Origin of the sequence: Anabaena azotica FACHB-119 (genome assembly GCF_014697625.1) — a bacterium.
Classification (GTDB): Bacteria; Cyanobacteriota; Cyanobacteriia; order Cyanobacteriales; family Nostocaceae; genus Trichormus; species Trichormus azoticus_A.
The window spans coordinates 17,096-35,849 of sequence record NZ_JACJSG010000036.1 but is presented as its reverse complement, the minus strand read 5'-3'; the positions used below and the strand labels follow the sequence as shown (position 1 = coordinate 35,849).

15 protein-coding genes are annotated in these 18,754 nt (G+C 41.5%); 6 read left to right on the top strand and 9 right to left on the bottom strand.

What is annotated here, in order from left to right; translation table 11 throughout:
- The first annotated feature begins 53 nt into the window (after positions 1-53).
- Entirely contained in the window at positions 54-239 is a 186-nt protein-coding gene (locus H6G83_RS23325) for a hypothetical protein (protein ID WP_190476360.1), read from the top strand.
- Positions 240-707: 468 nt separating this feature from the next.
- Here H6G83_RS23325 and H6G83_RS23320 read toward each other — a convergent pair whose 3' ends face one another.
- Entirely contained in the window at positions 708-5,546 is a 4,839-nt protein-coding gene (locus tag H6G83_RS23320; protein ID WP_190476359.1) for a GAF domain-containing protein, read from the bottom strand.
- A gap of 329 nt (positions 5,547-5,875) precedes the next feature.
- Between H6G83_RS23320 and H6G83_RS23315 the strand changes: the two genes are divergently transcribed.
- The 4 genes from H6G83_RS23315 (at position 5,876) to H6G83_RS23300 (ending at position 9,983) form a co-directional block, all read left to right on the top strand.
- Entirely contained in the window at positions 5,876-7,393 is a 1,518-nt protein-coding gene (locus H6G83_RS23315) for an eCIS core domain-containing protein (RefSeq protein WP_199328562.1), read from the top strand.
- A 20-nt stretch (positions 7,394-7,413) separates the two neighbouring features.
- Positions 7,414-7,851, top strand: coding sequence for a hypothetical protein (locus H6G83_RS23310; RefSeq protein ID WP_190476357.1), 438 nt, complete (start codon positions 7,414-7,416; stop codon positions 7,849-7,851).
- A gap of 359 nt (positions 7,852-8,210) precedes the next feature.
- Positions 8,211-9,026 (top strand): radical SAM protein, encoded by an 816-nt coding sequence (locus tag H6G83_RS23305; RefSeq protein ID WP_190476356.1) that lies wholly within the window; start codon positions 8,211-8,213, stop codon positions 9,024-9,026.
- Positions 9,027-9,359: 333 nt separating this feature from the next.
- Positions 9,360-9,983 (top strand): 4Fe-4S single cluster domain-containing protein, encoded by a 624-nt coding sequence (locus tag H6G83_RS23300; protein ID WP_190476355.1) that lies wholly within the window; start codon positions 9,360-9,362, stop codon positions 9,981-9,983.
- 165 nt (positions 9,984-10,148) lie between these two features.
- Here H6G83_RS23300 and ureC read toward each other — a convergent pair whose 3' ends face one another.
- From ureC to ureA, 7 genes are all read right to left on the bottom strand, one after another.
- Complete coding sequence (gene ureC, locus H6G83_RS23295) at positions 10,149-11,882, bottom strand: urease subunit alpha (protein ID WP_190476354.1); 1,734 nt, start codon at positions 11,880-11,882, stop codon at positions 10,149-10,151.
- A gap of 89 nt (positions 11,883-11,971) precedes the next feature.
- Complete coding sequence (locus H6G83_RS23290) at positions 11,972-12,676, bottom strand: urease accessory protein UreF (protein ID WP_190476353.1); 705 nt, start codon at positions 12,674-12,676, stop codon at positions 11,972-11,974.
- Complete coding sequence (locus H6G83_RS23285; RefSeq protein WP_190476352.1) at positions 12,673-13,197, bottom strand: urease accessory protein UreE; 525 nt, start codon at positions 13,195-13,197, stop codon at positions 12,673-12,675. The genes H6G83_RS23290 and H6G83_RS23285 overlap by 4 nt, the downstream gene beginning before the upstream one ends.
- Complete coding sequence (locus H6G83_RS23280) at positions 13,194-14,108, bottom strand: urease accessory protein UreD (RefSeq protein WP_190476351.1); 915 nt, start codon at positions 14,106-14,108, stop codon at positions 13,194-13,196. The genes H6G83_RS23285 and H6G83_RS23280 overlap by 4 nt, the downstream gene beginning before the upstream one ends.
- Positions 14,109-14,275: 167 nt before the next feature.
- Positions 14,276-14,908, bottom strand: a complete 633-nt coding sequence (gene ureG, locus H6G83_RS23275) for an urease accessory protein UreG (protein WP_190476350.1) — start codon at positions 14,906-14,908, stop codon at positions 14,276-14,278.
- Between the two features lie 252 nt (positions 14,909-15,160).
- Positions 15,161-15,493, bottom strand: a complete 333-nt coding sequence (locus H6G83_RS35500) for an urease subunit beta (protein ID WP_242044767.1) — start codon at positions 15,491-15,493, stop codon at positions 15,161-15,163.
- Positions 15,494-15,837: 344 nt separating this feature from the next.
- Positions 15,838-16,143 carry an urease subunit gamma gene (ureA, locus tag H6G83_RS23265; RefSeq protein WP_190476348.1) on the bottom strand — a complete coding sequence of 102 codons (306 nt, stop codon included), beginning with the start codon at positions 16,141-16,143 and terminating at the stop codon, positions 15,838-15,840.
- Positions 16,144-16,728: 585 nt separating this feature from the next.
- Between ureA and H6G83_RS23260 the strand changes: the two genes are divergently transcribed.
- A complete protein-coding gene (locus tag H6G83_RS23260) occupies positions 16,729-17,541 on the top strand; it encodes an inositol monophosphatase family protein (RefSeq protein ID WP_190476347.1) in 813 nt (270 codons plus the stop codon).
- A 351-nt stretch (positions 17,542-17,892) separates the two neighbouring features.
- On the opposite strand, the gene H6G83_RS23255 is transcribed toward H6G83_RS23260, so the two are convergent.
- Positions 17,893-18,531 (bottom strand): histidine phosphatase family protein, encoded by a 639-nt coding sequence (locus H6G83_RS23255; protein WP_190476346.1) that lies wholly within the window; start codon positions 18,529-18,531, stop codon positions 17,893-17,895.
- Positions 18,532-18,754: the final 223 nt, after the last annotated feature.

Sequence of the window (18,754 nt, the reverse complement as noted above, 5' to 3'; positions counted from 1 at the left end):
TTGAAGTATGTGTAGGGTGGGGAATGTCCATTAAAACCATGATACGGTAGGAAATGTCCGCCCTTATAGCGATCGCCACATCTGAATTTTCACGTTATGTGGAAAAGCTCTCCGTCAGACCTAACCCCCCAGCCCCCTTCCCTACAAGGGAAGGGGGAGAAATCAAAGCCTCTGGACTTGTAGGAGAGAGGTTTGAAGAGAGGTCTTCCAGATGCCGTAAAAAGTCAGTCGCCACATAGGTTAACTCAAATCTTGCACCTTCTCAATAACTACTTGGTGGGCAGTGCATCGGCCTACGATATAATCAGCTTTTCAGCCCGTTTTTTGGTCAATAAGAAGCTGGTGCAAGATATAAGTTAACGTGAGTTCGATGAACCTCTCCCTCCCAACCTCCCTCTCCTAAAAGGCGTTCGCGTAGCGTCTCCGTCAGGAGAGGGAGGAGACAAGAAAACCTCACCCCCAACCCCTCTCCTCGAAGGAGAGGGGTTGGGGGTGAGGTCAAAACAACGCTTGTCGAACTCACGTTAGGTTAGGAAATTGAAGAATAGACCTCTTGCATAAGTAGTTTTTATCGGCGTTCATCGGCGTTTATCGGCGGTTAATTATCGATGACTTTGGACTTTTGCAAGAAGTCCAATCATCAAATCCTTACAACGAAAAGTTTCCTCACCTGTCACCTGTCACCTGTCACCTGTGTTTCTTGAGAGTTAATCATCTTGGACGATGCTAATTATTTCCAGAATTTTTTCAAACTGAAAATCGTGGGCTAAAGCTACAAAATAGTTTTTTAAAGCTGTATTTTCCCAAGATGCTTGTTCAATTAATTGAAAAATCATGTCATCGCTACATTGGGCGGCGGCATGATACAAATTTATTAACCAATCTTTTGGTATGGCTGATAGTAAAGGTAATAAATCATCAAAGGCTAGGGATTTTTCGCTAGTTTTTAGGCTGCAAGAATCGTCTTCTTGATATATGTATTGTACACCTAGATATTTATGAAGCTTTTCTAGAATTTGTTGTTGTGAGAAAGGCTTATGAATCAAATCATCACAGCCTACTTGGAGCATTGTTTGACGTTGTTCTTCAAAAGCGTGTGCAGTTAAGGCAATGATAATTGTGTGAGAATTAGGTATTAGCGGCTGATTTTCTTTTTCTAGGGAGCGAATGAGGCTGGTAGCTGTGTAACCATCCATAACTGACATTCGCATATCCATAAAAATTAACTGGGGATGCCATTGTTGCCATATAGTAACAGCTTCCTGTCCGTTTGTAGCTTCCTGCACCACAAAGCCAATAGATGATAGAAGTTTCACCAGCAACAACCGACTATCAGCTACATCATCTACTACTAAGATGCGGTATTCTCCTTGCTGGGATGCTAAACCAATAACTGAGCGTGTAATTAACTGATGGGGAATTTCATCCGCAGAAACTAAACCCACCTGTATATGGAAACTAAATGTACTTCCCACTCCCACAGCACTAGTGACGCTAATATCTCCCCCCATCAGTTGTACATATTTGCGGCTAATAGCTAAACCTAGTCCTGTACCTTGTTGCGAGTTTCTGCCGGCTTCAGTTTGTCCAAAGGCTTCAAACAACAAACTCATTTCATTATTACAGATGCCGATACCAGTGTCTTCCACCTCGAAGATGAGGTATTGGGTATTGGGTATTTTTCTCCCCCCAGTCCCCAGTCCCCAGTCCCCAACCCCCATTCTCACCCGCAAGGTAACAATACCAGTTTCGGTAAACTTGATGGCATTACCTAAGATGTTGAGCAGGACTTGACGTAGTTTGCTTTCGTCGGCTTGGATGTGTTGGATGATATTGGCTGCATATTCAAATTTGAGTTGTAAACCTTTGGCTGCTGCTCTTCCTTGCATCATTTCTTGCAAGTTATTTAAGAGGTGGATTAAATCAAAGTTATGAATATTTAATGTGATTTTGCCTGCTTCGATTTTCGACATTTCTAAAATGTCGTTGATTAAGTCGAGTAAATGTTCTCCTGCACGGTTAATAATTGTCAGGTTTCTTTGGTGTTCGCTTGACAGTGTTTTGTCATGGTTCATGATTTGTGTGAAGCCTAAAATTGCGTTAAGTGGTGTTCGCAATTCGTGGCTCATGTTGGCGAGAAATTCGCTTTTGGCTCTGTTGGCTGCGTCTGCGGCGAAAGCAGCTGATTGTAATGCTTGTGATTGTCTTTGGGTTTGTGTTAACAGTTGTGCTTGCTGCAAAGCTACTTCTAATTGATTGCCTATTTGCACTACGATATTGATTTCACCTGTTTTCCATTGACGAGGGCCGGAGTTTTGGTAAGTTGCTAATAATCCCCAAATTTGCTCACCAGATAAAATGGGGACGATAATATAGGCTTGTGCTTGCAGGCGTTCTAAAAATTTGATGTAACAAGAATTTAATCCAGCTTGGTAAATGTCGGAAACACAAAGGAAACTCGACTCTGGGGTAGCTTGGGGATGATTGGTAATTTCTAGGAGCCTGTTAATACAGTATTCGTTTTCTACTGTATTTTCTGCTAGATAGGCGTTATTTTTGTTTTGTTCTATGAGAGAAATCCAACCTTCACCCACAGATTCAGCCGTAAATTCACCCTGCCGTTGAGCATCGAAATGATAAACTAAGACGCGATCGCAGTTGAGGACTTGTCTTAATTCTTCGGTGGTAGCGGCAAATATGCTTTCTAAATCTAGAGTTTGGCGCATTCTTTGAATTACTTGGGCGATCGCTCTTTGCCTTTCTGCGCTGTCTTTGAGTGCTTCTTCGGCGCGTTTGCGATCGCTAATTTCTACCATAACTGTACCCACGCCAGAAAGCTGATTATCCTCCCCAGGTATGGGAAAATACGATACTAAAAAGTGACGCAAGCTATCTGGTTGGTTGGTGGCGGGAAGGCTGAGTTCTAAATTCAGTATTGGTTGACCAGTTAAGAGTACCTGTTGGCAAAATGGCGTGATTAAGGGGGCAATTTGCGGTGCTATCTCCTGAAGGCTTTTGCCAATATGTGCTTGTGTCGGTTTACCATGAATATCTGCTATCAACTCGTTAATTTGCACAAACCGCAGTTGATTATCTAAAATGCTCATACCCACAGGAGCGCCACTGAAAAAGGCATTGAGACGAGCTTCGCGCAATTGTAGTTCTTTTTCTAAAATTTTGCGCTCTGTGATATCTTTATGAGTACCAGTCATCCGTAAAGCTGTACCCTGTTTGTTCCGTTCCACAATTTGACCACGAGATTGTATCCATTTCCACTCGCCGGAGGCGCAAAGCATCCGCATTTCTATTTCATAAAGGGGAGTAGCGCCTTCTAGGTGAGAGATGATTGTTGATTTAACTGCGGCTAAATCTTCGGGATGTATCAAATTCCATATTGCTGTTTGATGATCTTCCTTTTCTTGTGCTGGGTAGCCTAACATCTTTTGCCACCGACAGTCCCGATAGACTTTACCTGTGGCGAGGTTCCAATCCCACAACCCTAAATCACTGGCTTCTAAGGCTAGTTGTAAACGTTCTTCGCTGTTTCTATGCGCCGCTTCTATGAGTTTGCGCTCAATTAATGCGCCTAATTGAGTAGCAACAGCACCTAAAAACATGAGCAAACGCTTATCTACTAGGGTGGAACTACGCTTAAAAAATACCAAAACTGCTAACACTTCTCTTCTAGCAATGATGGGAATACCAAAGCAGGCTTTTAACCCGACTTTTTTGGCTTGTAACCCTCGCAAAAATTGCGGTTGCTTGATTTGAGAAACATCTTCAATCCATGCTGGTTGTTGAGTTTGCCAAATTCGTCCCGGTAGTCCCTCACCCAGGGCCATTTTGAGGTCTTTGCTTTGATGACAAAATTCAGTTAAATCAGCTTCCTCAAAGTAACAGACCAAACTATGTTCTAAAACTCTCGATTCACGATTGGGTGTCCAGGCTTCGCCAAAATCCCAGCCAATGGTTTGACATATTACCCGCAATACTAGCGTTAAAGCACTTTTAACGTCAACTGCACGGGCGATCGCTTGGGTTGCTAACAGTAGTAAACGGCTTTCCGCTTCCGCTTGTTTGCGTTCTGTTATGTCTTTAGCAGTACCCAGGATATACTTCTGTCCATCAATTTCGATTAACTCTGCACTAAACAGCGCCGTCTTAATTTCGCCACTGCTAGTTTGAAAATCTACTTCATGATTGCGAATGGCTTTAGTTCTTTCGATGATTTGTGCAATAAAATGTAACTCTTGTGTATTTACCCAAATATTTAATTCTTCACCAGTACTACCAATAACTTGAGAACGATCATAACCAAAGAGGCGACAAAAACTATCATTAACTTCAATGTAACGAATCTCTGGATAAGTACAAAGGGCGATGGGGTCAGGAGATGCTCTAAATGCGGATGCTAGTTTTTGTTCAGAAATTCGATATGCTGCTTCTGCTCTTTGGCGTTCCCGCGCTTCTAAAGCTAAGGAAGCTAAATTAGTTAAAGAACGAGCAAAGTTCTGGTCTTCTGGTGTCCAATGATGAGCTTTTCCTACCGTTTCCAAACATAAAACCCCTACGGTTTTACCTGCGAGACGAATGGGTGTATCTAAAATGGAAGTGATATTAAATGGTGTTAAGTAACTGTGGGAAAATGCTTGAGTTCTGGTATCTGTGTGAGCATCATCTGCGGCGATCGCTTCCTCTTGATGTAAAGCTTGAAAATAAGCTGGATAATCTGCTGTTAATACAGTTAATCCTTCACTGTGGCGATTGTGGCTATACTCAAACAAGTCAAAACATTCAATGCTAGTAGCTGTTTCGTTATACAACCAAATACTAGCTCGCTCTATGTCTAAATTCACAGATGCCGCAGTTGTTATTTCTGCAAAGGCTGCTTTTAAATTTCCTTGATACAATACTTGATCCTTTGCCAATTCCGTTAATACTAAATTGTCTTTCCAAAGCCTGATAGTGCTATTTTGCAATTGCTCTGGCGTTTTATTATGCTTGCTATTTTTGTCATTGCCATCTAATACTTTAGAAGAGAAAAATTGACTTTTTATTTTTTTACCTTTTAACTCTAAACCTTGAAAATAGTATTCTTTTTTATTCTCATTAATAAGTTCTTGGCAAGCAGTTTTTTCTCCTGTAAACCCCTTATAGACATTTTTCAGAATTAACTGATTTCTAACACGGAAATAACATTCTTCCTTACGTAAGGGTTTAATAATAAAATCAGATACACCCACCTGAAAATAAGTATTATATTCTGCCAGTTTATCTATACAGGTTAGTAAAATTATAGGTATATGCTGAGTTGTGATCTCAGCTTTTAATTTTTTGCAGAAAAAATGTCCATCTGTTTGCTTGATAGAATCATCTATTAAAATCAGATCGGGCATAAACTTAAAAACATTAATAATTGCATTCTTAGCACTATTAAATTGTCGCAATAAATATTCTTCCTCTGTAAAAATCTCGGACAAAACAAACCAATTTTCCCAAAACTTATCAATTAATAAAATCTTATTTGGTTGAGAATCAATAAGCATAGCGCCCATTTATCAAAAATTTATCAAGTAATTTCTTAGAGGTTTATGCTCTCTAGAATAAAGCTTTTGAGCCATTATTTAGTTAGTGCTTATACAGATTTGATAGTATGCTAATTTCTTCAATTTATCTGAACTATCAATTTTTATATTGACTTTATAAATAAATTATTATATTTACTTTAAAGTAATATTTACAAAAATTTATAATTCTGCGCTCAGAATTAGACTAAAGTCGATAGCGCTCACCTTTCTACAAATTGTAAAATTTGCTAATAGAGAAGACCTGGAAGTAAAAATCTAGGCTTTACCCAGTAATGGAGAAAGATGAGATGAACAATTTCAAGTTTGGGCATAGAAAAGCAGGTACATCAGATTTTTCAAATCCATCGCTCGTTTCACCAAATACTCCAACACTAGCGAATCCAATACGCGGCTTTGGTTTACCATCCAATAATGATATCCAAACAGTAACATCACCATCAACTCAGCTGCCAACAAGCCAGACTAGTGACGAGCAATCCTTGTTATCAAACACCATTCAACGAAAGTCTTCTGGTCATGATATTAGTCGCATACCATTGCGTTGTCCACAGGCAAAGTTGGCGATGGGAGAACCAGGAGACAAATATGAGCAGGAAGCAGATTTTGTAGCAAAGCAGGTTATGCGGATGGCTAAACCTGAGTCAACGACAAATATTGAAGCCATAGATTCACAACATACAACGCCACAAGAATATGTTGCTTGTGAGCAGACACAAGGGAAAGCCCAAACCAAACCTTTGCTACAACTTGCCAAAAATGACAGCTTGCCAGATCAAACAACGGATAATATTGAGAGTTTGCTAGATAGCACTAAAGGAGGGGGAAGTCCTTTATCAAATGAAGTGCGAAACTTCATGGAACCCCGCTTTGGTCATGACTTTAGCAATGTGCTTGTGCATAATGACAGTACAGCAGTACAGATGAACCAACAATTAGGCGCACAAGCTTTTACTTATGGTAGCGATATTTACTTTGGTGCAGGTAAAACTCCAGCAAATAATGAGTTGATGGCGCATGAATTAACCCATGTAGTGCAGCAAAAAGGTGTAATTCAGCCCAAGCTAAACATTCAGCAAACAGATCAACAGATTTCACTCACACCCGCAGCAGGAGACGCTGCGGGTGCATCTCCACCTTCTCCTGCTCTGCCTAGCAAACCAGTCGCTAAACTCAAGTTGCACGCTGACACAGAAACAGTAAATCGTAGTGATTTAACATTACAAGAGCTTATTAAAGAGGCGCGGGTTGGACATTCTTGGATCAGCTTAGAATATACAAACAAAAAACAAATTCCCCCAACTATTGGTGAACCAACTCAAACTTTACTTAAATCTGGCTCTACTGCATTTGGTTTTTGGCCTCTGGTTAATCGAGCCAGCAATTTCAGCGCCGAGGAACAATCACGAATTGATCAAGGACAAACTCCTGGCGCTGGAGCTAGTACCAATCCCATGCACACTGGATTTTCATTAAATCCTTTTAAAAATGTACCTGGACGAGTTGAAGAACCAGATACAGCCCATACCCCAAAGGGAACAAAAGAGTATAACTTAACACAAATTGAGGTAGGAAGTTTACTTAATTACGTCAACTCAAAGCGGAATGCTAAATATAACCTGTACTCGTTCAATTGTACAACCTTTGCTGTTGAAGCAGTCAGAAGTGCGGGTAAAGCTGCACCAAGCGGTTCGCTCTGGGGAATTTGCTTACCTAATGCTTTATACAAAGACATATATCAAATGTACAAAGCAGGTGATAAGTCTGTAACAGTAGCACCCCTTGAACCAAACGAACGCCATGATTGATTAATTAGGTAGGTATAACTATGAAGCAAGCATGGCTGTATTTTTTTCTAGGGATAATTCTCATGAGTTGTTCTATATTTCCAAAAGAATTAAAAGCAAACTCCAATACAAACACTCACTATCCATCAGATAAGGTAATTGTCATGCAAACAGAGGATAGCTCCAATGTAAAGTTTGAAGCGATTGGAACAGTCAAAGAGTTTAATATTGTAGACCGTAGCAAAACGGCGAGGGTGCAAAATTTTTATACCTACCTTACCCTGAAAGTTGAAGAAACACAACCCACTAACGTAGCATCAAACCTTCCAACCGATGAACTCAAATTTTCTTGGAGGACAGATGAAGCTCGCGATCGCAAAATATCAGTTGGCGATAAAGCCATAGTAACAGTTGTAGGGAATAATTATACAGACCCTACTTGGTTTCGATTATACGACTTGAAAAAAATTGAGCGTTAGACAGCATTTATCAAGTGAATCTTTAGAAAATGTGGGAAAAGTATTTTTGCTAACATCAAAATATTAAAATAACCCCTTGAACCTCCCCTTATCTACAAGATAATGGGGATTTTAGCATATTTTATTTGAGTAATTACAGCCGTTTCGCTATTCGTGAAATACTGTAGAGACGTTACATGTAACGTCTCTACATGGTTTCTCATTTACCAAAAATATGCTGTATGTAGTTTTCAACGTATCTATTTTTTCAGTCATCTGAACTTGACTGATGACTAATAACCTCACAAGTTCCTCATGTTATGGCTATAGATTTTTGCTTATGACTCTTAGGCGATCGCCATTATGGTGATAGAACAAATATGAGTGCAATGCAATCCATACAAAGTCTCAAGTGTTCCTCTGTGTACGGGCCTGTCAAATCTTGGCGATTTGGAAATTCTCTAGGTATCGATCCAATTGGGGTGGTATCTACCTGCTCGTTTAACTGTGTCTACTGTCAATTAGGGAAAATTCAAACACATACCAATCAGCGTCAGATTTTTGTGAATACATCCCAAATTATTGAGGATTTGCAAGCACTTGCTTTTGATGAACAAGTAGATGTTGTCACCCTCAGTGGTAGTGGCGAACCTACTTTAGCATTAAATTTAGGGGAAATTTTGGCGATCGCAAAACAACTAACAAAACGACCTACCGTAGTTTTAACCAACGCTACATTACTCAAAGATCCTCAAGTCCGCCATGCGCTAAAATCAGCAGACATTGTTGCAGCTAAATTAGACGCTATTTCGTCAAATCAATTGCAGCGCGTCAACCAACCTGTAGCGACAATTAATTTACCGTACATCCTCGCAGGTATCGAGCAATTTCGAGGGGAATATCAAGGGAACCTAGCTATTCAAACAATGGTGTTGTCCCCTTGGACAACAGAAATGATAGAACTTTACATCCAACAGATACAGCGTTTACAACCTAATGAAATTCAACTTAACGTTCCCACCCGTCCCCGCGTCTTAGTTCGACAATTAGAAGCTAGAGGGAATGATGCGACTGAATTTATCCCCAATGCCATGCACCAACTCAAATGTATTAGTACTGATATTATTACCGCCTTAGCTGACACAATCAACTGTGCGACAAATATTCCGGTGCGTTATAGGGGTGTAGGGGTGTAGGGGAGATGAGGGAGATGAGGGGGATGAGGGGGATGAGGGAGATGAGGGAGATGAGGGGGATGAGGGAGATGAGGGAGATGAGGGAGATGAGAATAGGACTTACGCAACTGGTAGATTTTTTCTGTAGGGTGTGTGAGGAGCGATAATATTTGAACTTAGTCATGAGACTTGTAGCGTCACGCACCAACCACCAATTTTGACACTTGCGTAAGTCCTGAAGAAGACAAGATACACAAAGCAAATAAGGTAAATAGAAATTCTTACCCTACTCCACTCCCCCTACTTTCCCCACTCCTTACATAACTAACAAATCACAATTCCAAGGAGAAACATATGGAAACTCAATCAACCAACCCATCAATGACAATTGCAGAAATTCCCCCAGGCTATCTCAACATCATGGGTTACATTGATGAGTCAGAGGTAAATGGCCCTGGTTGTCGTGCAGTTGTTTGGGTACAAGGTTGTCCCCGTGAGTGTCCGGGGTGCTTTAATCCTGATTCCTGGCCATTTGAAATTAACCAATTAGTTTCTGTAGATTCCCTCGTCGAGCAAATTTTGAGTAAACCACAAAATCAAGGTGTCACATTTTCTGGCGGAGAACCTTTTTACCAAGCGACAGCATTGGCGCAACTCGCTGCTAAGTTAAAAGCTGCTGGTTTAAATGTCATGTCTTTTACAGGCTTCACCCTCAAACAACTCCAATCTGAATCTGCACCTCCTGGTTCCCAAGCATTATTAGAACAACTAGATATTTTGATTGATGGGCCATTTGTGGAGTCTTTAGCAATTAATTCGCCAGATTCTCCTGTTTCTTCCAGAAATCAAAAAGTTCACGTCTTTAACCCAGCCTTTGCAGATAAAATTACTTGGGCTAGTGACCAAATAGAAGTCCACATCCTCAAAGATGGAAACCGCATTGTTACTGGTTATCAAGGTTGGCTGGAATTGACTTAAATCAGTTATCAGTTATCAGTTATCAGCAGTTTCGCTATTCATGAAATACTGTAGAGACGTTACATGTAACGTCTCTACATAGTTTTGGGTTTTACGCTTGTACCTCATTTACCCAAAATATGCTTGATGAATGGTTTTCTTGTTGGGGTAGCATATATTTCTGGGTTAAAACAAAAAATAACGCTGTGCCATTGGTAAAGAGGTGGCGGGTTCACAGGTCAACAACTTCCCATCCACCCTGACGTAGAATGTTTCTGGATCAACTTCAATCCGGGGAGTTGTATCATTGAGTTTCAAATCTTTTTTACTCACTTTACGTGTATTAGTAACTGCTAGTAAACGCTTGGATAAACCAAGTTGAGCGCCTATATTTTGTTCTAATGCAGCTTGGGAAACAAAGGTAACAGAGGTGTTTGCTATGGCCTTGCCAAAAGCGGCAAACATTGGTCGCATATATACGGGTTCAGGTGTGGAAATACTGGCGTTGGCATCGCCCATTTGCGCCCAAACAATCATACCGCCTTTAATGACAGCATCTGGTTTCACACCAAAAAAGGCAGGTTTCCACAAACACAAATCCGCCAACTTACCTTTTTCAATTGAACCCACATGATGGGAAATTCCATGAGCGATCGCCGGATTAATAGTATATTTAGCAACATATCGCTTTGCCCGGAAATTATCATGGGTTTCATGCAGATTGTCGGGAGAGGGCAATAAACCCTTTTGTACTTTCATCTTGTGGGCAGTTTGCCAAGTGCGAATGATCACTTCCCCAACTCGTCCCATTGCTTGGGAATCGGAAGACATGATGCTGATTGCACCCATATCGTGCAAGAGGTCTTCCGCCGCGATCGTTTCCTTGCGAATCCTTGATTCAGCAAATTTGACATCTTCAGGAATGTTTTTGTCGAGGTGATGACACACCATCAACATATCTTTGTGTTCATCAAATGTGTTGATGGTGTAGGGACGGGTGGGATTTGTCGAAGCTGGCAAAACATTGGCGTAACTGCACACTCTGAGAATGTCAGGTGAATGACCTCCACCAGCCCCTTCAGTATGGAAGGTGTGAATAACACGGTCTTTAAATGCCGCAATGGTGGTGTCCACAAACCCAGCTTCATTCAGGGAGTCAGTGTGAATCGCCACTTGTACATCGTACATATCTGCAACGTTAAGACAATTGTCAATGGCAGCAGAGGTGGCTCCCCAGTCTTCGTGGATCTTTAAACCGATGACTCCCGCATTCACTTGCTCAATCAATCCTTCGGGTTTGCTAGTATTGCCCTTGCCCAGCAACCCAATATTAAGTGGGAAAGCTTCGGCAGCTTCTAACATCCGGTAAATGTTCCAAGGGCCGGGAGTGCAAGTTGTGGCAAGAGTGCCAGTCGCGGGGCCAGTACCACCGCCAATCATGGTAGTCGTCCCAGAGGCGAGGGCTGTTTCGATTTGCTGAGGACAAATAAAGTGAATGTGGGTATCGATTGCTCCCGCCGTGAGAATCTTGCCTTCTCCCGCGATCACCTCTGTGCCAGGGCCAATGATGATATTGATGTCGTCTTGAATGTGGGGGTTGCCTGCTTTACCAATTTCGACAATTATCCCTCCCTTAATGCCGATATCAGCTTTCACAATGCCCCACCAATCAAGAATCAAAGCGTTGGTAATCACCACATCGACAGCACCATCAGCATTGGAGATGGGAGATTGACCCATGCCATCGCGGATCACCTTCCCACCGCCAAATTTCACTTCATCCCCGTATTGCGTGCCACCGTAGGTCGTGAAATCTTGTTCGACTTCAATAAATAAATCTGTGTCGGCTAGACGGATGCGATCGCCTATTGTCGGCCCAAATGTGTTGGCATATTCGCGTCGGTTGATATAGTTACTCATATTTTATTCTCCTACATTTACGTGAAAAATCTTGATTTGGCAATTTGAAAACTTCAGAAAACCTAACTGACTACCAAAGGCTCTGAAATCTAACTGGCAAATAACCGACGAGCCATTTTTTGATGCTGCATTTGGGCAATATCGATAAACGGAGTACAAGACCACATCTCATTCAGGCTCATGGATGATGCCATTTGGCAAGCTATTTCAATATCTGGTACTAGATGAAGGCGAATTTGTTGCGCCTGCAAATGTCCTATAACACCTAAGCGAATAGCCGCCCCTAATAAACCAGTTATAAAACTGTGTAAAAATGATAAGATAGTGTTTAATTCGCTTAAACCAGATGCTCGACCTACAACTGCAAAAATAACTGGATGCAGGCAGTGAATTTTCCCTTCAGCCGCATCTTGATTCAGGGTGTCTAATTGCCAGTCTTGCCAGGTTGAACTGGCAACCATCAGCAAGGCGCGTCCACTTTGGCGTTGAGTGGAGCGAGTTTTTTCCACCAAGGTTTGTGCAAAGAGTTGGCTATCTGCTTGGCGAACGGCATCTAAATCATCACCAGCACTTCCCCGGTAAGCATGAATTAATGCAACGAGATCCGTAACTCCCACCTTATTGAGCAACAGCAGCCGCAGAAAAGTTTGCAGTTGTTCTGCACCTTGCAATTGACCGTCTTGCACCAAGTATTCTAGCCCGTGCGATAGGGTAAACGAGCCGGAGGGAAAAAAAGAATCGGCTAACTGCATGAAGGTAAGTTGTTGGGCGATCGCCGATTTAGGTTGATTCATTGGTCGTGATGGTGATGGGCTTGTGGAGAAAAGTCGAGATGGTCGAATGGCGATCGCAATTCGTAATCAATTTGTAATCCAGGGATCTGAAACTCGCGGATGGTTGATTCTATGACTTGGGCATCAATAGCTAACTCAACATAAAGCTGACGATCTTGGACAATAATCGGCCAATGATGATTGCCTAAAACGTGACCCAGATGAACTAATTTGATCGCATAATCGGACACAGGTTCGGTAAAATAAAGAACCATCACCTTTTGCTGTTGGAGATGAACCAGCAGTAACTGTCCCTGCTCTGTTTCTAAAACATCTCCATCCCGCAAAGACCAATTGCGACTTTTCACAATTCCTACGGTGACACCAGAGGTCGTATGCGCGTAAATCCGACCTTTGTAGCTATCGGTTTGGCTGATGCAAACCTCTAGAAACCGTCCTGAGTTGCGGGCTTGCTCTATTTGTTCGGCTAGGTTAGCATCCTCGATGGAATTGCCCAGATAAGTTTGCGCCAGTTCAGTCATAATGAATAGGGTAAAGGAGGTTGATGGTTACTGCGACGCACACAGTTGAGAGCGTATTTCAAATACATTTTCATTTTGTGAGTTCCACTTGCGATCGCTCTAATCAGCAGACCCTTGCCATGAGGCAAAATCGAGCTAGCTACAGTCATATCTGAGCAGTTTGCCGCTTCTAAATCTTCTATACTTGCACTTAATATTGCCAGGTCTGCTTCAGGTAGAACCACAAACAAACTACCAAGAACTGGTGAAGACGTAAATAGATGACTGTCAGTAAAAGGATTGAGTTTTCCTTCCAGGTACATCGCATCCGTAAACCATAGTTCACCAGAGGTAGACCTCACCTGCAAACGACTCAGATAGTGGTGAAACTGGTAAGATTCTCCCCTCGCCAGCCTTCCCGGTAGAATGATTTCGCTCAAGCATAGCTGTCCGGTTGGGTGAATTTTGATGTTGATCGTTTGCTCCAAAACAGCATCCGCAAACAAAATCAGAGGTTCGGGGATAAACTCTAAACTTGCTTTTGCTCCAATTTCAATGTTATAATTAATAGTTGCTTTTGTTCCCTCTATAGGCATAGAATGAACCTTGGTGGCAGCCTGCTCGGTCAAGTAAAGACTGCTATTTTCCTCAAGCTGCAACGATATCTTCCATTCATCTCCAGCTAGTAAACCGGGTGATGTACTCATCATATAGAGATAAGCACGATAAGAATCAAAATCACCATCCAAACGGAATACAGGAGACACACTCAAAGGATACGCCGCGTATTGGTGGCTGACAATAGTTTTACTCTGACGATTGTCCGCAGAGCAGATGCCTAAAGGCTTATCGCACTTTAGCCTCAATTCCAAGTTGTTTGTGCGTTGACTTGCTTGTGGAATAGTTGCCAAATTTGGTAAAGATAACACCATGAAACTCAAAACTTTCAGCTGCTAATTAAACAAATCTCATAGGACTTACGCAAGTGTCATCATCAAACTAACTGTAGGGTGCGTCAGCCCCAATAATTTCCTACAGATTCCAGAATTTTCCACATCTGACGCACCCTACCCCAACTGCCAGTTGCGTCAGTCCTGTCTCAGCTTGTTACTGAGGCAGTGTTGCCAAATAGAAGCTTCTCTTGAATAAAATCAACTACCTCATCTAATCCTTCTTGCGTCTTACAATTAGTATACGCAATCGGTTTGCCTCGGCGGTATATGGGTGCTTGTTGGCGGATCAGTTCTAAGTCCGCACCCACGTAATGGGCAATATCAATCTTGTTTACTACCGCCAGATCAGCTTGTACGAAACCAGGCCCATTTTTCCGGGGGATATCATCTCCCGCACCCACATCAATCACAAAAATGTAAGCATCTACCAACTCATAGCTAAAAGTAGAGGCCAGATTGTCACCGCCACTTTCAATTAAAATTAAATCTAACTGAGGAAACTGTATTTCAAAATCTTTCACAGCTAGGAGATTCATGGTGGGATCTTCCCGAATGGCGGTATGCGGACAACTACCCGTTTCTACTCCGACAATTCGTTCTGAAGGCAGAAATCCTCGGCTTTTCAGTCGGTTTGCATCTTCTTTTGTGAGTAAATCGTTGGTAACTACAGCGACTTCGATGCCCTGACTCATCAATTTTGGGACAATACACTCGATAAGAGCTGTTTTTCCGCTCCCCACTGGCCCCCCAATTCCCAGTCGAGCTGCTGACTTAGGCATAGCTAATCTCCCAGATTTTCAGTCATTTTTATCTATAGCGGATTGCAACCGGATAAAATACAGATTCATCTGCGTTCATCTGCGTTCATCTGCGTTCAATTATTTTTTCGGCGTTGCTGAATCAAGATATGAATTTGTCTCACGCAAAGGCGCAAAGGCGCTAAGTTACAAAGAAAAAGGACGGTCATTTTGCGATTTCATATTCTAATTCAGCAACGCCATTTTTTCTATACCTCACTGACTTGAAAACCGCTATAATATGCCATTGACTTTTCCATTGAAACCATAGATTTCCCTGTTACCACCGAATGGAACCAACTCGACTTCTTTTTCATCTCCTGGTTCAAATCGGATTGCCGTTCCTGCTGTAATATTTAAGTGCATTCCTTTAGCGCTCTCGCGGTCAAATTCCAGACCTTGTTCATCTGTTGTGCAGCCATTAACTTCATAAAAATGGAAATGAGAGCCGACTTGGATCGGGCGATCGCCTTGATTTTTTACCATGAGCGTAATCGCTTCTGTTTCTCGTTTAGCATTAAGTTTAATTGGCTCCGGGTTGGTAATGATAATTTGCCCTGGAGTCATGGCTATTTTTTCGACCTTAATTGAAGAGGTCTCATTGTTAAAGCTCTTGTCCTCAACTTGAATATTCTCCAGATCGGTGACGTTACTGGTAAATGTTTTACTACGACCCCGAAAATCTTCATATTCGTACAGAGTAACTTTCATACCTGCTGGTACTGTCAAAGAACTCAGTTTATTGTTACCAATACCCAGGTCGTAAATGTTATACTCGCCCTCATCAAGCTCCTTTTGCTTTCCCTGGAATTTAGCACCATCGTAAATCGTAACTTTATTACTCCTGTACATTTTTGGCTGCCTTCCTTGTCAATGACCAATTTAAAAGTTGAAAAAGTTTGGCAATAGTTTTAGTCTTGAATTGGATTATGTACCGTTACTAATTTTGTCCCGTCGGGAAAGGTGGCTTCCACTTGCACTTCATGGATCATTTCTGCGATTCCATCCATGACATCATTTCGCTTCAATAGCGTCGCTCCTTCACTCATCAACTGACTGACGAGTTTTCCTTCTCTTGCGCCTTCTAAGATAGCAGCCGAGATGTATGCCACTGCTTCGGGGTAGTTTAGCTTTAACCCCTTTGCCTTACGTCTTTCTGCTACCATAGCTGCTGTAAAAATCAGTAGTTTATCTTTTTCTTGTGGGGATAATTGCATAAAAATTCTCCTGGGATGAAGCCGACATTTTATATTTACTTACATTGCACACGTATTTTGTGTTAGTGCTTCTATAGGAATCCGATTTAATTTCTGTATCCCTTACGGGAGCGTAGCCATAAAAATCTCGGTACTTGTAGGGTGGGCAGTACAGCGCCCTACTTGTCTGGCAAAAATTAAGTATAAATCCTATATGTTATTACAGATGCTTTACTATTCAAAGCTTGGCGTAAAGATAGGTAAGTTACAAGTAGGTTACTAACGATTTGTTGTGTTTACTCATACATTTTCTAACGATAATGGCGAAAATACAAGGACAAATAAGACATTTAAGCAAAAAAATGAGACAGTTAAAACACTTATCATAATTAATACTTAATTATGTATAAATTATCTCATAATAAGACTTACGTAAGTGTCAGAATTAAACTAACTGTAGGCTGCGTCAGCCCCAATAATTTCGTACAAATTCAAGGATTTTCCACATCTGACGCACCCTACCCCAAGTGCCAGTTGCGTAAATCCTGAATAAATCTCTTACTATTGACTATGGACTAATGACTATGGACTAATGACAACTGACCAATGACTAACCTACAAATTTTTCTCGATATTGCCACAGAAGCGGCGTTAGCTGCGGGTGCGGTTTTACAGGGTTACTTCGGTAAATTAGAAGATGCAGTTACAGAAAAAGGTCGTCCTGGTGATTTAGTTACCGCCGCCGATAAAGCTTCAGAAGCTGTAGTTTTAGAAATATTGCGCCGCCACTTTCCTCAACACTCCATCCTGGCTGAGGAGTCGGGGAAACTGGGAAATCAAGATAATGAATATCTTTGGGCGATAGATCCCTTGGATGGGACGACTAATTACGCTCACCAATACCCAGCTTTTTGTGTGTCTATTGGGTTGTTAATTGATGGTGTCCCCCAAGTAGGCGCAATTTATGACCCCTTTCACGATGAATTATTCCGGGCGGCGGTTGGTTTAGGTGCAACACGCAACCGTCAACCCATCAAGGTTTCCGATACCGCAGAATTGAGTAAAAGCCTATTGGTAACTGGATTCGCCTACGATCGCCGCGAAACATCAGATAATAACTATGCCGAATTTTGTCACCTTACCCATCTCACCCAAGGCGTGAGGCGTAGCGGTTCAGCAACTTTAGATTTAGCTCATGTTGCTTGTGGGCGTGTCGATGGTTATTGGGAGAGAGGAATAGCGCCTTGGGATATTATCGCTGGTGTCATCTTGTTACAAGAAGCGGGTGGTAAAGTTACCGCCTATGATGGGACTCCCTTAAAGATTGAGTCTGGTAGAATTCTCGCAACCAATGGTTCTATTCATGACAATCTGAGTCAGGCATTAATGCAAACGCCACCTCTGTCAGCTTGGCAATAAGAACTAATTCGTCATGGCTTTGTTGCATGAAAGAAAGAAGACATAGTTACTAAAAATCCTTCTGCTTACCACCTTGGTAAGTGAAACACCTATTGAATAAAAATTGATGGTCATACGGAAAGTTTTGCTAGACACTAATACAGCATATTTTGGGTAGATGAGGTACTAGCATAGAACCCAAAACAATGTAGAGACGTTACATGTAACGTCTCTACAGTATTTCACGAATATTGAAACTGCTATATCTGCTAAAAATTGGCGTAAACGTTTTCTGCAAATACACCGAAAATAATCCCTAATTCGTAATTCCTAATTAAAGAATCTAATTTTGAATTTTGAATTTTGCATTATTTACGTTCCTGGTAAATTACGTAAATCCTCGTCTAAATGCGTGCGATCGCCTAAAGTCTTTAAAATAGGCCCATGTGCAGTAAATTCTACATGACTCACAGAACCAACCGGACAGTCTAAACGATAACGAAAGCGTCCGACATCAATTCCCAGCAAACTGCACAGAATAATTCTAATTGTCGCTTTGTGAGAAACCACCAACACATTACCACTATTGTATAGTTGTTTGATTTCCTCAATTACAGCCATAGCACGAGAAGCAATTGTAATAGCCATCTCCCCACCTGTAGGCGCATACCACGCAGGGTCAGCCGACCAGCGAATATAATCATCATGGTATTCAACATTGATTTGTTGTGGGTTTTTTCCTTCCCATTTACCATAATTAATTTCCTTCAAACCATCGCGCAATTCTGGTTTAATTCTCACCGCTTCACATAATGGCTTGGCTGTATCTATAGTCCTTTGCATAGGACTAGAAAAAATTGCCGTCCAAGGAATAACACTATAGGTAGATGCGAAAGCTTTCGCCATCCGTATACCATCTGGAGTCAGTTCAGAGTCTATCGAACCGCAAAAGTAATTATTACGGCTGCATTCTGTCTGTCCATGACGAAGTAAATAAAGATTGAGGTTCATCGTTGATTAGGAAACATGATATTGATTGCAGATTTAAGTTTATAATGAAAATAGATTTTTGGTCATGTAACTAATTTTGAATACAAAATAGTGAGATTACGGGTTTTTAATTTAAAAATTAAATAAATTATAGCTTCAGTCACTGAATTAATATACAACTTGCTTCTTCATCTCGCCTCACAAAATTAACTATGACGCTGGATCATTAAAATTAAAAAAAATT